Origin of the sequence: Shimia sp. CNT1-13L.2 (assembly GCF_024331145.1) — a bacterium.
GTDB lineage: Bacteria > Pseudomonadota > Alphaproteobacteria > Rhodobacterales > Rhodobacteraceae > Shimia.
The window spans coordinates 102,093-115,696 of sequence record NZ_JANDJO010000005.1; the positions used below are offsets into that span (position 1 = coordinate 102,093).

Consider the following 13,604-nt stretch of genomic DNA (forward strand, 5'->3'; position numbering starts at 1 on the left):
ATCAGAAGTTCAGGTCCGCTTGCAGCACGGTCACCGCACGGCGGTTCTGCGCATAGCAGGCTTCGGCCGAACACACTTCAAGCGGGCGTTCCTTGCCATAGCTGACGGTGGTCAAACGGTTCGAGGCAACACCACGCGACACAAGGTATTCCTTGACCGCGCTGGCCCGACGCGCCCCAAGCGCAAGGTTGTATTCACGGGTGCCCTGCTCATCCGCGTGCCCCTCGATCACCGCCTTGTAGGCCGAATTTTCCAGCAGCCAGTTGGCCTGCCCCAGCAGGACAAGCTCACCATCAGATGTCAGCGAAGACTGGTCCACGGCAAACAACACGCGGTCTCCGACACGTTCCTGGAAATGCGCGATCGAACGCGGATCATCCGGGCTGCCCTCGGCATATTCGCCGGTTGCGCCGGTGCCATCGCCCAACGTGTCATCCAATCCAAAAATACCGGAATTCGAACAGGCCCCCAGTGCCAGCATTGCCAGCAAGGCCCCTACCTTCGTCAAACTGCTCATCGCTTTGCCTCGCGTTTCCAAATGTTTTTATTTCTTCTGTTCTACCACACCGTGCGCTTCTTTGAAACGCGCCTCACTTTTGCAGTGGCGACCACGCCGGGTCAGACCCGCCACCTGCCAGCTTCACCTTTTTCAGGTTGCGCCCCGACACATCAACCGAGAACAGCGAGGCAGAGCCATTCGCGCCCTGCGTTTCACGGGTAAACATGATCACCCGCCCATTCGGTGCCCAGGTCGGCCCTTCATCAAGGAAAGACGCCGTCAACAGACGCTCTTCGCTGCCATCCGTACGCATCACGCCAATGTGGAAGCGCCCCTTGTTCTGCTTGGTAAAGGCCACGAGATCGCCCCGCGGGCTCCAGACAGGCGTACCATAGCGCCCCTGCCCAAAGCTGATCCGACGCGGTTCACCCCCATTGGCGGGCATGACATAAAGCTGCTGCGAGCCGGAACGGTCGCTTTCAAACACGATCTGGCTGCCATCGGGGCTGAAACTCGGGGCCGTGTCAATTGCCGGTGACGAGGTCAGGCGCGTCTGCCGCCCGCTGGCAATATCCATCTTGAAGATGTCCGTGTTGCCGCCCCGCGTGATCGACAGCAAGAGGCTCTTGCCATCCGGTGCAAATCGCGGCGCAAAGCTCATGCTGCCTTCTTCGTTGTGCAGGACGCGGCGCTTTACGCTGCCGACATCCAGAATATAGACCTGCGGGAAGCCAGTCTCATAGCTGGTGTAAAGAACCTTGTCGCCCATCGGGGAAAACCGTGGCGCCAGCACGATGGCGCTCGAGTCCGTCAGGTACTGAAGGTTCGCACCGTCATAGTCCATGATCGCCAGGCGCTTCTTGCGGTCGTTCTTGGGGCCGGTTTCGCTCACGAAAACAACACGGCTGTCGAAGTACCCGCCTTCACCGGTGATCCGGCTGTAAACCGCATCCGCCACCTTGTGGGCCATGCGCCGCCAACCATCGACCGTGCCCTTGAACCGCAACCCGTTGCCAAGTTCCTGCCCCGCGAAAACGTCATAGACACGAAACTTCACTTCCAACTGGTTGCCCGAAACCTTGACGGCCCCGGTGATCAGGGCCTGGGCATTCACGGCCTTCCAGTCCGCGAACTGTACGGGCGACGCGAAATTGGTGATTTTGCTGATATGTGCTTTTTCGGAAATCTCACGAAACAGCCCCGTCCCGCTCAGGTCCGACGCAATCACCCGTGCCAGTTCCTTGGCATAGCCACCTGACGCGCTGTTTTCCGGCACGAAGTTTGGCACCGCATAGGGCAGTGGCTCGACCACCCCATCCGTGATTTCAATCCGAAGAGGCCCATTCTGCGCCTGAGCCGCCTGCCCAACCACAAACAAACCAACTAGAAGTGCTGCAAGAACCCGTATCATTTCAGCCTCATTTTCTCCGGATTAAACGTGATTTCGATGTCACGCCAATGATCATATTTTTCGATCGGCAAATTATAGCCGCCCTTTTGACACCGCAGGATAGCACGCCGCGCCGCCTCATAGGCGGTTTTCGTGGCCCGTTCATCGCCGCCCTCACTGCTCAGCAGCTTGATCGCGCCGTCCACTTTGCCTTCGCGGGTCATCGACATGCCAACGGTCACGGTGACGTTGGCTGACTGGCTGCCCACGTCCACGACCCAGCATTTCTGTACCGACACCCGCAGTGCATCCTTCTCACCCTGACTGAGGGGAGGTCCGCTTGGCACAGACGGGGTCGTGTCCTCGGCCAATGCCGCCGCGACTGCCGCATCCGCCCCGGCCGAGACCGAAGGCTTCGGTTGCGAGCGTGTCCGCAGCACGGGGCGCAATGACCGTTTCGGCGCGAGCGCAACCTGGTCCTTGGCTTCAGTAACAATCTCTGTCGTCGCGGCCTCGGGTGCCGTTGCATCCTGCGGCTCTTCCACCGCCTCGCCCGGTTGCTCATCCGGAACCGTGGCTTCGCGCACCGCATCATCAATACGCACATCAGGTTCGGGCGGCGCCACAGGTTCGGGCGCGACACGATCGGCGGGGCGCAGCACGGGCCGCACCTCGTCGCGCGGGATCAACACGGCCATTTCCTCGGCCGGCGCTTCAATATCGGGCGCATCGTCCGTCACATCCGAAGGCTGCGGTGCCTGCAAGTCGCTCAGGTCCGGCGTCACATCCGGTTCGGGCACCTGCGCGTTGTCCGGTGCATCCGTCGGCACCTCACGATCAACCTGCGATGGCACCTCGGGCACATCCTCGCGCAATTCCGGCGCCACCGGCACGTCCACTTCCGTCTCCGGCCCCGGCGCCCGTTGCACGGCATTCAGCGCGTCGAACTGCTCTGAGGTAATCACGGACACGCCCGTCACCTCGAAAGGCGGCGGATCCGACCGGAACACGCCGCCGAACATGACCCAGCCGATCACACCGACATGGGCTGCACCAGAGATATAATGCCCGATATGCACCGTGACCTCAGCCGCCCTGCCCGTTCAGGCCCGGCCCTCCAATGTCCGTGACCAGACCGATATCCGTAAACCCGCCTGCATTCAGCGCGCCCATGATCTGCACCACCATCTCGTAGGGCAGGTTGCCGTCGGCCCGCAGGTAAACCCGCTGCGACGACCGTTCAGCCGCAATCGCACGCAGCTTTGGCACAAGCTGTTCGATCTCTGTCTGCGTGGTCTGGATCGAAACCACGCCATCGGCGGCAATTGTCACCGTCAGCGGCTCTTCCTGTTCACCCGGAAGGGGTGTTGCTGCCGTCTTGGGCAGTTCAACCGGCACGCCAACCGTCAGCAAAGGCGCCGCCACCATGAAGATAATCAACAGCACAAGCATCACGTCGACAAAGGGCGTGACGTTGATTTCGGACATCGGCGCAGAGCGGCGTCGCGTCCTGCGCCGCCGCTTGTGGCCTCCGCCTGCCCCCTGGATCACTCCGGCACCCATGGCTCAGGAATCCAACTGTCGGCTGAGGATCGTGGCGAACTCATCGGCAAAGGCCTCGTAGCCCGCGATGATCCGGTCACTGTCCGAACTCAGCTTGTTATAAAAAATCACCGCGGGGATCGCCGCCAGAAGGCCAAGTCCCGTCGCCAGAAGGGCTTCTGCAATTCCCGGTGCCACAACGGCGAGGTTCGTGTTCTGTTGCGCCGCGATCTCTATAAAGGCATTCATGATGCCCCAAACCGTCCCGAACAGCCCCACAAAAGGAGCGGTCGAACCCACCGTCGCCAGCACCGGCAGGCCGCGCTGTAGGTCTTCGGCCTCCTTGGCGATGGCTACGTCCATCGACCGGTCGATCCGACTGGTGGCATTGGCAATCAAACCCCCGTCCTGACGGTGACTGCGCCGCCACTCCATCATCCCGGCGGCAAAAATCCGTTCCGACCGCCCCTTGGGCGTGGTGCCGATCTGGTCGAACAATCCGTCCAGCGGCTCACCACTCCAGAAGGCGCGATCAAACTGCGCCGCCTCGGCACGCGCCGCGCGGTAACTGATGATTTTCTGAATGATCACCGACCATGACCAGAACGACGATGCCACCAAGAGGAGCATCACGAGTTTCACGGTAAGAGTGGCGCGCGCAAAAAGCGCCCACATCGAAAAGTCGACTGCTGCTTCCATATGCCTGCTCTGCCTTTGTGGCCCGATTGTGGGCCTTGTTTTGTCAGGAAAACTACAGCAGTTGCAGGGGGAAAGCCATCAAATAGGCGTCATTGGCAGGTTTCCACCGCCATTTAATGCAACATCAGGCGAATATTTGCCGGCAAACGTACCGGTTGACCGCTTTCACCAATGCAAACGATGGTCACCACAGCGTGGAACAACTCTTCCTCGCCCCGTTTCACAACCTGGTCCATCACCAGACGCGCCGCTGTCACGTTGATCGTATTGGTTTCGATCACCAGTTCATCATCGAAATGCGCAGGGCTCAGATAGTCCGCTTCGACCCGACGCACCGCAAAGACAACGCCATCATCGTCCTTCATCGCATTCTGATCGATCCCCATCTCGCGCACCCAGTCGCTGCGTGCCCGCTCGATATAACGCAGGTAATTCGCATAGTAGACGATCCCCGCCATGTCGGTATCTTCATAGTAGACGCGAATGGGAAACCTGTGGGTCATGATACTACCTGCTGTTCTGTGCCTGAGCGCACCAAACCAAGAAGCGCTGCGCTGCGCAAGCCTAAGTCAGGTCGTATCTCGCAAGGACCTCATGCACCGCGCCCTCCGGGTGCAGCGTTGATCCAAACAGACAGAATCCGTCCACCCCGAATGAGGGCACCTGCACATCGCCATGCGATGCCATGAACCGGCCGAGTTTGATCGCCTCATCTTCCATCATGTCACGCCGAAACCGCGCCAGTGTCACATGCGGGCGGAACCGTTCCCGCGGCATGCCAATCCCGACCTCTTCGGCAGCCCGCCGCACCGCCTTGTGCAAGGCCATCAACGCGCTGCCACCATCTGCCTTCGCGTAGAGAACCCGGGGCCGCTTGCCGCCAAACAGCTCCAGACCGGAAAGCCTCAGATCGAACGCAGGCATCTCGATCGCGGCCAGCCGCTCATGCAAAGCCCGCAGGTCCAACTCGGTCTGATCATCCAGAAATGCCAGCGTCAGGTGCAGGTTCTCCCATGGCACCCTGCTCCCGACGCGAAGGGCATCCTGCCAACTGGCCACCGCATCCCGCACCTCCTCGGGCAGGTCGATGGCCACAAAGGCCCGCATCAGTCGTCCAGCCGCAGCCGCGCAAACAGGCGCAGCGCATGGCTCGCGTCATCGGCCGAGGCCGGCATCATCCGGTCATAGGCAGCCGCAATCACCGCCGCGATCTCGGGGCGCAACACGGTCGCGCCACTGTCGGGCAGGATCGCCAGAGGCGACGTTTCGGCAAAGGCCCGGTCGCCCCACATGAGGATCACCTGAACCGCCTGTGCAAGCGCCACCGCATCTGCCGACTGCTTCGCCATCTCGCCGCTCATGCGGACAAAAACAAACGCGGCCTGAATGGCCCCTGCATCATCAAACCGAAATGCGCGGTACTGCGCCGCATCTGCCGCCGACAGGCGTCCGACCAGAGCTTTCAGATCCGGGATCAGCCGGTCCAGATCCGGCACGCCAAGCAACTCGTCCCATTCGCGAAAGAAAAAGAACATCAGGTTCGACCCAAGCTCAGGGTCGGTCTCGGCCATCTGCGCCCCGGCCAGCGTCGCAACAGCCTCGATCGCGCCCTTCACCGTCGACAGCGTCTGATCCTGCACACCGAACACGATCGGCGCAATTGGCCGCCCCCAGCGGGCAAAGGCATAGCTTCCGTCATTGCGGGTGAACAGGGCTTCCACGGCCTCGGGCGTCATGATGATCTCCTCTGGGTTCCGTCGCCCTGTTTCCACCGACCGCCCCCGGAAAGCAACCCCTCGGACAGGCCGCACGCCAGGCTTCAATGCACGCGAAATACTCTGGGGTGAATTGCCCCGACCGGGGCAAGAGGGGCAAGGCCCCTACTTGAACAGATCGCCGTGCTCGCTACGCCGCGGCGCCTCAAGCCCCAGATGCCGCCAGGCCTTCTGCGCCAGCATCCGCCCCCGCGGCGTGCGCTGGATCAGGCCCTGCTGCAACAGGAACGGCTCGATCACTTCCTCAATGGCATCGCGGCTCTCGCTCAGCGCGGCCGAGATTGTGTCGATCCCGACCGGACCCCCACCATAATTCTCGGCAATGAAACGAAGATACCGCCGGTCCGCACCGTCAAGGCCAAGGTTGTCCACCCCCAACCGCGTCAGCGCCCCATCAGCCAGATCGCGATTGATGTGCCCATCCCCCTCGACCAGTGCGAAATCGACGACACGCCGCAACAGCCGTCCGGCAATTCGGGGCGTCCCCCGCGACCTCCGCGCAATCTCCCGCGCGCCACCATCATCGGCGGGAACGCCCAGCTTGCGGGCGTTGCGGGTCACGATCTCGTTCAACTCGTCTTCGGTATAGAACTGCAACCGCGTCGGAATGCCGAACCGGTCCCGCAACGGCGTTGTCAACAGCCCCAATCGCGTCGTCGCCCCCACCAGCGTGAAAGGCTGCAATTCAATGCGCACAGTCCGCGCTGCTGGACCTTCTCCAATCACGAGGTCCAGTTCGAAATCTTCCATCGCCGGATAGAGCACTTCTTCGACCGCCGGGTTCAGACGGTGAATCTCGTCGATGAACAAGACGTCACGCGCTTCAAGGTTGGTCAGGATCGCCGCCAGATCCCCCGCCTTGGCCAACACCGGCCCCGAGGTCATGCGGAAGTTCACCCCCAACTCCCGCGCCATGATCTGCGCAAGCGTGGTTTTCCCCAATCCGGGCGGTCCGTGAAACAGCGTGTGGTCCATCGCCTCGCCACGGCGTCGCGCGCTTTCGATGAACACTCGCAGGTTCGCCCGCGCCTCGGCCTGACCGATGAAATCCCCAAGCGCCTGAGGCCGCAACGCCCTATCGGCATCTTCCGGGCGCGGTTCGGGGCGCAAAGTCGGATCTGGTTCGCTCATGCCTTATCCCTTCGGGGCCAGAAGCCGCAGCGCCGCCTTGATCAGCGTCGAGGTATCCGCCCCTTCGTTTTCGCCCGCCGCTTCGGCCACCGCAGCGGCGGCATCTCCTGGACCATAGCCAAGGTTACCCAGTGCCGACAACGCCTCTGCCTGCGCCGAAGCATTCGACGACGCCTTTGGTTTTGCGGCCCGCTTCGGAGCGGGCGTTACCGGCTCGACCACGTCGGCCTCTGCTTCGGCCACGCCAACCGCCTCGTCCAACGTTCCCCCCAGCGCCATCACACCCGGTGCCTTGTCTTTCAACTCAATCACCACGCGCTGCGCCGTCTTGGGGCCGACGCCCTTGGCCGCCTTGATCGCATTCACATCGCCAAGCGCGATTGCCCGGCTCACGCCATCTGCGCCCAACGCCCCAAGGATCGCCATCGACGCCTTGGCACCAATGCCCTGCACACCCATCAACAGACGGTGCCACTCTTTCTCAACAAGCGTGGTGAACCCGAAAAGCTGCATCAGGTCTTCGCGCACCAACATATCCGTATACAGCGCCACAACCTCGCCATTGCCCGGCAGCCCGGCCAGCGTACGCTCGGAGACGTACACCATGTAGCCAACACCACGCACGTCAATCAGAACATGATCCAGACTGCGGTATTCGATCCGTCCGGTAATCTTGCCGATCATGCGCTTGCCCTCCTCAAGGCCCCCTCAAGCCCTGCGCCCGCCTTGGCATAATGCGCGTGACAGATCGCAATCGCCAGCGCGTCCGAGGCATCCGGCCCATTGATCTTAACGCCGGGCAGTTGCAGCTTGACCATGTGCTCCACCTGATGCTTTTCCGCGTGACCAACGCCAACCACCGTCTTCTTGACCTTGTTGGGCGCGTATTCCCCGATCACCAAGCCCGCCTGCGCAGGCACCAGAAGGGCCACGCCCCGCGCCTGACCCAGCTTCAGGGTGCCAACCGCATCCTTGTTGACGAAGGTATTCTCGATGGCGGCATGATCCGGCTCGAACCGGGCCACAACATCGGTCAGCTGCTCGTGAAGCGACAACAACCGAGTCGCCAAGTCTTCACCTTCCGAGTGACAAATACCGTTCGCGACGTGACTGAGTCGGCTGCCTTCGGCGTCAATGACACCCCATCCCATGTTCCGCAAACCGGGATCGATTCCCAAAACCCGCATATTTTATCCAACTGCTCGTGTTTTGTTGCATTTTTGAACCACTAGCACAAAACCGGAACATTCGCCAAGACCCTTGCACACATTGCATAGGAAATTGCCCGCTATGCCGGCATTGCATTTCGAGGTCTGATTGCGACCATTCCGCAGGTCAAACGCGACACTTTCAAGGCCGGTTTCCGCCATATTTTTAAGGCCTTTGCAGCATCTTTCATCCATGCACAAACTGCATATCACCTATGCAGTTTTTTCTCCTTGTTGCGCAATAAATAGGCTCCTAAATGCGGTTTCACGAAAACGACGACCATCACCCAAACAGAAGGAAGATTGATATGGCCGCTTTTGACACCACCCGCGCGCAGTTTGAAACTGCTGGCTTCGCTGGCCGTATTGGCCAGACCTTCGCAACCCTGGCAGCAGCCGTCGTTGCATGGAACGACGATCGCGTCACCCGCAACGCACTCAACGGTCTGACCGAACGCGAACTCGAAGACATCGGTCTGTCGCGCTTCGACGTCGACAACATCCGCTGACGGGAAACGAAACACGTTTTCATCCGTTTTCAGATCTTCGGATCAAAGAAACCGCAGTCACACCACTGCGGTTTTCTTTTTGCGCAGCCATGTCGCATTCATCGGCTGCAATGGTTGCCGAACTTGCTAGACTGGAATCGAAACCCAGCGCAGGCACGGCATGGCATCGCTTCCCGACCATATTCGCATCAGGCTCATCCTGACCCCGAATTTCAATCTGGCCGCCACGATGAATTTCATCGATCCCTTTCGCGCTGCCAATTACCTTGAAGGTCGCGGGTTGTTTCAGTGGGAGTTCGCTTCGGAACATGGCGGCCCCTGTACGGCAAGCAACGGCGCAAGTCTCGAAACTCAGGCCCTAGCCGAATTGCCCGCAAACGGCACCGACTTCCTGATCGTCTCATCAAGCTGGACGCCCGACGAACACGGAACTCCGGCCATCCTCTCTGCCCTTCGGACGGCATCCCGCCAGTCGATCACCCTCGGCGCCATCGACACCGGTGCCTTTGTTCTGGCCAAGGCCGGTCTTCTCAACGGACGCCAGGCCACCGTCCACTACGAGCACATGGATGCTTTCCAAGAGCTCTATCCCGATGTCGAACTCAGCGAAAATCTGACCGTTTTTGACGGCCCCCGCATCACTTGCTGCGGCGGGGTCGCCTCTGTCGATTTCGGGCTTCAGATCCTGCAAAGCACCTACGGAAGCGATATCGCCAATGCCGCCGCCCGCTATATATTCCACCCTGAATTCCGCGGTCATGGCGCTCCTCAGAACCCCAGCGGAAACGAACCGATGGGGGCGACCGTGCCCGACGTTGTCCGCCACGCCATCAAGCTGATGGAAACCAACCTCGAAGAACCGCTCAGCATCCCCGACGTCGCCGAACAGGCGGGAATTTCCCAGCGCCAACTCAACCGGCTTTTCTCGCAATACCTGCGCAAAACACCCGCGATGTACTACCGCGACATCCGCCTTGATCGCGCCCGCGGCCTGGTGACCCAGACGACGCTTTCAATGGCCCAGATTGCGATTGCCAGCGGCTTTTCCAGTCAGATCCATTTTAGCCGCGCCTACCGCGATCGTTTCGGGATGCCGCCTATTCAGGATCGCAGCGAAGGTCGTATTCCCTTCGAATTCCGAGCGTGGCCAATGCATCGAAAAGTCAAATCCTGAGATAGCGTCCAAAATTGATAAAGTTCTGGCGAAAAAAGTTTCCCAACTGCGCTAAGCTGACGCAATGCTGAGATCAAGGCCGATGCGCCACCGAGTTTCAGAACATGAGGTCAGCCATGACGGAACGACCGTCCAAGCAACAATTCGATGCCATTGCCGGGGGCTATCACGAAAACGCCTCCGCCTCGCTCGCTCTCAAGGCCGAAGCCTACACCGATCCCGCCTGGCATCAGGTCGACCTGCAAGAGATCATCGCCAAGACCTGGCAATGGGTCTGCCACGTCGAGAAACTGCGTGATGCGGGCAGCTATGTGACCATCGAGATCGCGGGCCAGCCCATTGCCATCGTACGTGACCGCGAAGGCGCATTGCGAGCATTCTACAATGTCTGCAAGCACCGTGCGCACGAACTTCTTTCCGGCGAAGGCAACATCACGCGCATCATGTGCCCCTACCACGCCTGGGTCTACAAGCTGGATGGTCAGTTGGTTCGTGCGCCCCACACCGAAACCCTGGAGAATTTCCAACCCAAAGACATCTGCCTGGACGAGGTTCAGGTCGAAGAGTTCTGTGGCTTTGTCTATGTCAACCTCGACCGCAGCGCCCCGCCATTGCGTGACCTGTCCGGCGACCTCGAAACCGAAATTCGCCACTGGGCGCCGGACATCGAAGAGCTCACCTTTGCGCATCGCCTCACCTATGACATCAAGTCCAATTGGAAAAACGTCGTCGACAACTTCCTCGAGTGCTACCACTGCCCAACCGCGCACAAGGATTTCTGCACCCTTGTCGACATGGACACCTACAAGGTGACAACCCACGGCATCTACTCAAGCCACATGGCAGACGCGGGACAAAGCGCCAACAGCGCCTATGATGTCTCCAACGCCACCGTGAAAACCCATGCGGTCTGGTGGCTTTGGCCCAATACCTGCATCATGCGCTATCCCGGCCGGTCCTCGATGATCATCCTCAACATCATACCGGCAGGCCCCGACCGGACACTGGAAACCTATGATTTCTTCCTCGAGGAGAAAACACCGAACGAAGCCGAGATCGAAAGCATCCGCTACCTCGACGAAGTGCTTCAGGTCGAAGACATCGCCATCTGCGAAAGCGTCCAGAAAGGTATGATGACCCCTGCCTTCACGCAGGGGCGCATCGTAAATGATCCCGACGGCTCGGGCATGTCCGAACACGCGGTGCATCACTTCCATGGCCTAGTTCTTGACGCCTACAAACGGGCCGCCGGATGATATCACCCTGCCCAAAGCCGATGTGTTTCGAACCGCCCCCAAGGGCGGCCCATGGAACGCATTGGCTGAACAGGGAGGAAACACATGGCCAGAAGCCCCAATATCCTAGTCATCATGGCAGACCAGCTGGCACCGCACTTCTGTGGTGCCTACGGACATAAGGTTGCCAAGACCCCACACATCGATGCGCTTGCCAATCGCGGAATGCGGTTTGACGCGGCCTACTGCAACTCGCCGCTCTGCGCACCATCGCGGTTTTCCTTCATGTCCGGACAGCACATCAGCCGCATCGCCGCCTATGATAACGCATCAGAATTCCGCGCCACTGTCCCGACCTTTGCCCACTACCTGAAATCCCTCGGATATCGCACCTGCCTTTCGGGCAAGATGCATTTTGTCGGCCCGGATCAGAAACACGGGTTCGAAGACCGGGTCACCACCGACATTTACCCCGCCGATTTCGCCTGGACCCCGGATTGGGAAGCCCACGACGAACGCATCGACAAGTGGTATCACAACATGCAGACGGTCAAGGAAAGCGGCGAAGCCATTGCCACCTTCCAGACCGACTATGACGACGAAGTCGAATTCGCCGCCCGCCGCTGGCTGATCGACCGCGGGCGCGACCGCACCGCCGGAAACAACGCCCCCTTCTGCATGGTGGCCAGCTTCATCCATCCCCATGACCCCTATGTCGCCAAGCCCGAATGGTGGAACCTCTATTCCGACGATGAAATCGACATGCCGGACTTCACCCTCGCGCCAGAAGAGCAGGATCCCTTCTCGCGCCGGGTCATGGATGGCATCGAGGCCAGCTACGTTCCCCTGACCGAAGAAGAAATCCGCCGCGCCCGCCGCGCCTATCTCGCCAACGTGAGCTATTTCGACAGCAAGGTCGGTGCGATGGTCAAGGCGTTGGAGGACATCGGCGAACTGGACAACACCGTCGTCATCGTCACCGCCGATCATGGCGACATGCTGGGCGAACGTGGCCTGTGGTACAAGATGAACTTCTTCGAAAACTCTGCCCGCGTCCCCCTCATCATGGCTGGCCCCGGGATTGCCAGCGGCACTGCCTCCAACGCCTGTTCGCTTGTCGATCTGCTTCCGACGTTCCTCGACATCGCGGGCAATGACGGTGCGATCATCGGCGAACCCATCGACGGCCGCTCCCTGATGCCGCTGGCCCGTGGCGAAGACGATCCCGTTGATGAGGCCATCGGCGAATACTGCGCCGAGATGACCCCCTATCCCGTGTTCATGATCCGGCGCGGCGCGCTAAAATACATCCATTGCGATCCTGACCCTCCGCAATTGTACGATCTCGCCATCGACCCGCTGGAAACCACAAACCGCGCCTCTGACCCCTCCTACGAGACGGCATCAGAGGCCTTCGCCGCCGAAGTCACCAACCGCTGGGACAGCGAGAAACTGCGCTCTGACATCATCGCCACCCAGAAATCCCGCCGCGCGCTGCACGCCGCGATGGAAGCAGGGGCAGGTGAACACTGGGATTACAACCCGCCGTCTGACGCCAGCCATCAATACGTGCGCAACCACATGGACTGGACCGTGGCCGCAGAACACTACCGACTGAACAGGAAAGACACCGCAACATGATGCTTGAAGGAAAAACCGCCCTTGTCACGGGTGGGCGTGGCGGAATCGGCCGCGCCATCGTCGCCCGCTTTCTGCGTGAAGGGGCCACTGTCTATGCCACAGACCTCTCGGAGACCGGTTCACTGGACCAGCACGACGACGACGGCAGCCGCTTCATCCGAATGAACGTGGCTGACGAAGGCGATGTGCAGGCCGCCATGGCACAGGTGCAAGCCGAGGAAGGCAAACTCGACATCCTGGTCAACGCCGCCGGGATCGAGATCGAGAAGACCATCGAAGAAACCTCGCTTGCGGAATGGAACCAGAGCTTTGCCGTGAACGTCACCGGCACTTTCCTCACCTCGAAATACGCCCTGCCGCTCCTGCGCGCCGCGGCCAAATCCGGCTCCAGTGCCAGCCTGATCAACTTTGGCTCCTATGATGGGTTCATCGCTGACCCCGGCCTCGCCGCCTATTGTGCCACCAAGGGCGCAGTGCACGCCCTGACCCGTGCCATGGCCTGCGATCATGGGCCCGAAGGCATCCGCGTCAACGCCATCTGCCCCGGCTATATCGACACGCCCATGTTGCAGAGTTTCTTCACCGGAGACGGCTCGGGCGCGGGCGGCAAATCCATCGACCAACTGCAACGGGCGGTGCGCGACGTGCACCCGATGCGCACCTACGGCACCCCCGACGACATCGCCAACCTCGTCAACTGGCTGGCCTCGGATGAAGCCCGCTACGCCAGCGGTCAGCTTTGGGTGCTGGACGGTGGCCTGTCGGCGCAGGTCCAGCAAATGAAGCTCTGAACTAGGAGGC

At 60.5% G+C, this 13,604-nt stretch carries 16 protein-coding genes; 5 read left to right on the plus strand and 11 right to left on the minus strand.

Annotated features, from left to right (window positions below):
• Position 1: 1 nt before the first annotated feature.
• The 11 genes from pal to ruvC form a co-directional block, all read right to left on the minus strand.
• Positions 2-517 carry a peptidoglycan-associated lipoprotein Pal gene (pal, locus tag NNA36_RS12355; RefSeq protein WP_255107416.1) on the minus strand — a complete coding sequence of 172 codons (516 nt, stop codon included), beginning with the start codon at positions 515-517 and terminating at the stop codon, positions 2-4.
• Between the two features lie 73 nt (positions 518-590).
• Positions 591-1,910, minus strand: a complete 1,320-nt coding sequence (gene tolB, locus NNA36_RS12360) for a Tol-Pal system beta propeller repeat protein TolB (protein ID WP_255107418.1) — start codon at positions 1,908-1,910, stop codon at positions 591-593.
• Positions 1,907-2,968: an energy transducer TonB gene (locus tag NNA36_RS12365; protein WP_255107420.1), complete on the minus strand. Its 1,062-nt coding sequence runs from the start codon at positions 2,966-2,968 to the stop codon at positions 1,907-1,909. The genes tolB and NNA36_RS12365 overlap by 4 nt, the downstream gene beginning before the upstream one ends.
• A 7-nt stretch (positions 2,969-2,975) precedes the next feature.
• Positions 2,976-3,452, minus strand: coding sequence for a protein TolR (gene tolR / locus NNA36_RS12370; RefSeq protein ID WP_255107422.1), 477 nt, complete (start codon positions 3,450-3,452; stop codon positions 2,976-2,978).
• A gap of 3 nt (positions 3,453-3,455) precedes the next feature.
• Positions 3,456-4,130, minus strand: a complete 675-nt coding sequence (gene tolQ / locus NNA36_RS12375; protein WP_255107424.1) for a protein TolQ — start codon at positions 4,128-4,130, stop codon at positions 3,456-3,458.
• A gap of 113 nt (positions 4,131-4,243) precedes the next feature.
• Entirely contained in the window at positions 4,244-4,633 is a 390-nt protein-coding gene (ybgC, locus tag NNA36_RS12380; protein ID WP_255107426.1) for a tol-pal system-associated acyl-CoA thioesterase, read from the minus strand.
• Positions 4,634-4,694: 61 nt separating this feature from the next.
• Positions 4,695-5,237, minus strand: a complete 543-nt coding sequence (gene thpR / locus NNA36_RS12385) for an RNA 2',3'-cyclic phosphodiesterase (RefSeq protein WP_255107428.1) — start codon at positions 5,235-5,237, stop codon at positions 4,695-4,697.
• Entirely contained in the window at positions 5,237-5,866 is a 630-nt protein-coding gene (locus NNA36_RS12390) for a hypothetical protein (RefSeq protein ID WP_255107430.1), read from the minus strand. Before NNA36_RS12390 ends, thpR begins: the two co-directional genes overlap by 1 nt.
• A 144-nt stretch (positions 5,867-6,010) precedes the next feature.
• Positions 6,011-7,036: a Holliday junction branch migration DNA helicase RuvB gene (ruvB, locus tag NNA36_RS12395; protein WP_255107433.1), complete on the minus strand. Its 1,026-nt coding sequence runs from the start codon at positions 7,034-7,036 to the stop codon at positions 6,011-6,013.
• A 3-nt stretch (positions 7,037-7,039) separates the two neighbouring features.
• Entirely contained in the window at positions 7,040-7,720 is a 681-nt protein-coding gene (gene ruvA, locus NNA36_RS12400) for a Holliday junction branch migration protein RuvA (protein ID WP_255107435.1), read from the minus strand.
• Complete coding sequence (ruvC, locus tag NNA36_RS12405) at positions 7,717-8,223, minus strand: crossover junction endodeoxyribonuclease RuvC (protein ID WP_255107437.1); 507 nt, start codon at positions 8,221-8,223, stop codon at positions 7,717-7,719. Before ruvC ends, ruvA begins: the two co-directional genes overlap by 4 nt.
• A 329-nt stretch (positions 8,224-8,552) precedes the next feature.
• Between ruvC and NNA36_RS12410 the strand changes: the two genes are divergently transcribed.
• The 5 genes from NNA36_RS12410 (at position 8,553) to NNA36_RS12430 (ending at position 13,594) form a co-directional block, all read left to right on the plus strand.
• Positions 8,553-8,753 (plus strand): DUF1127 domain-containing protein, encoded by a 201-nt coding sequence (locus NNA36_RS12410; protein WP_255107439.1) that lies wholly within the window; start codon positions 8,553-8,555, stop codon positions 8,751-8,753.
• 160 nt (positions 8,754-8,913) lie between these two features.
• Positions 8,914-9,927 carry a GlxA family transcriptional regulator gene (locus tag NNA36_RS12415; protein WP_255107440.1) on the plus strand — a complete coding sequence of 338 codons (1,014 nt, stop codon included), beginning with the start codon at positions 8,914-8,916 and terminating at the stop codon, positions 9,925-9,927.
• A gap of 116 nt (positions 9,928-10,043) precedes the next feature.
• Positions 10,044-11,183, plus strand: coding sequence for an SRPBCC family protein (locus tag NNA36_RS12420; RefSeq protein ID WP_255107442.1), 1,140 nt, complete (start codon positions 10,044-10,046; stop codon positions 11,181-11,183).
• An 84-nt stretch (positions 11,184-11,267) separates the two neighbouring features.
• Entirely contained in the window at positions 11,268-12,803 is a 1,536-nt protein-coding gene (gene betC / locus NNA36_RS12425) for a choline-sulfatase (RefSeq protein WP_255107444.1), read from the plus strand.
• The gene (locus NNA36_RS12430) at positions 12,800-13,594 is read left to right on the plus strand and encodes an SDR family NAD(P)-dependent oxidoreductase (RefSeq protein ID WP_255107446.1); all 795 of its coding nucleotides are present in this window, start codon (positions 12,800-12,802) and stop codon (positions 13,592-13,594) included. Before betC ends, NNA36_RS12430 begins: the two co-directional genes overlap by 4 nt.
• Positions 13,595-13,604 lie beyond the last annotated feature (10 nt).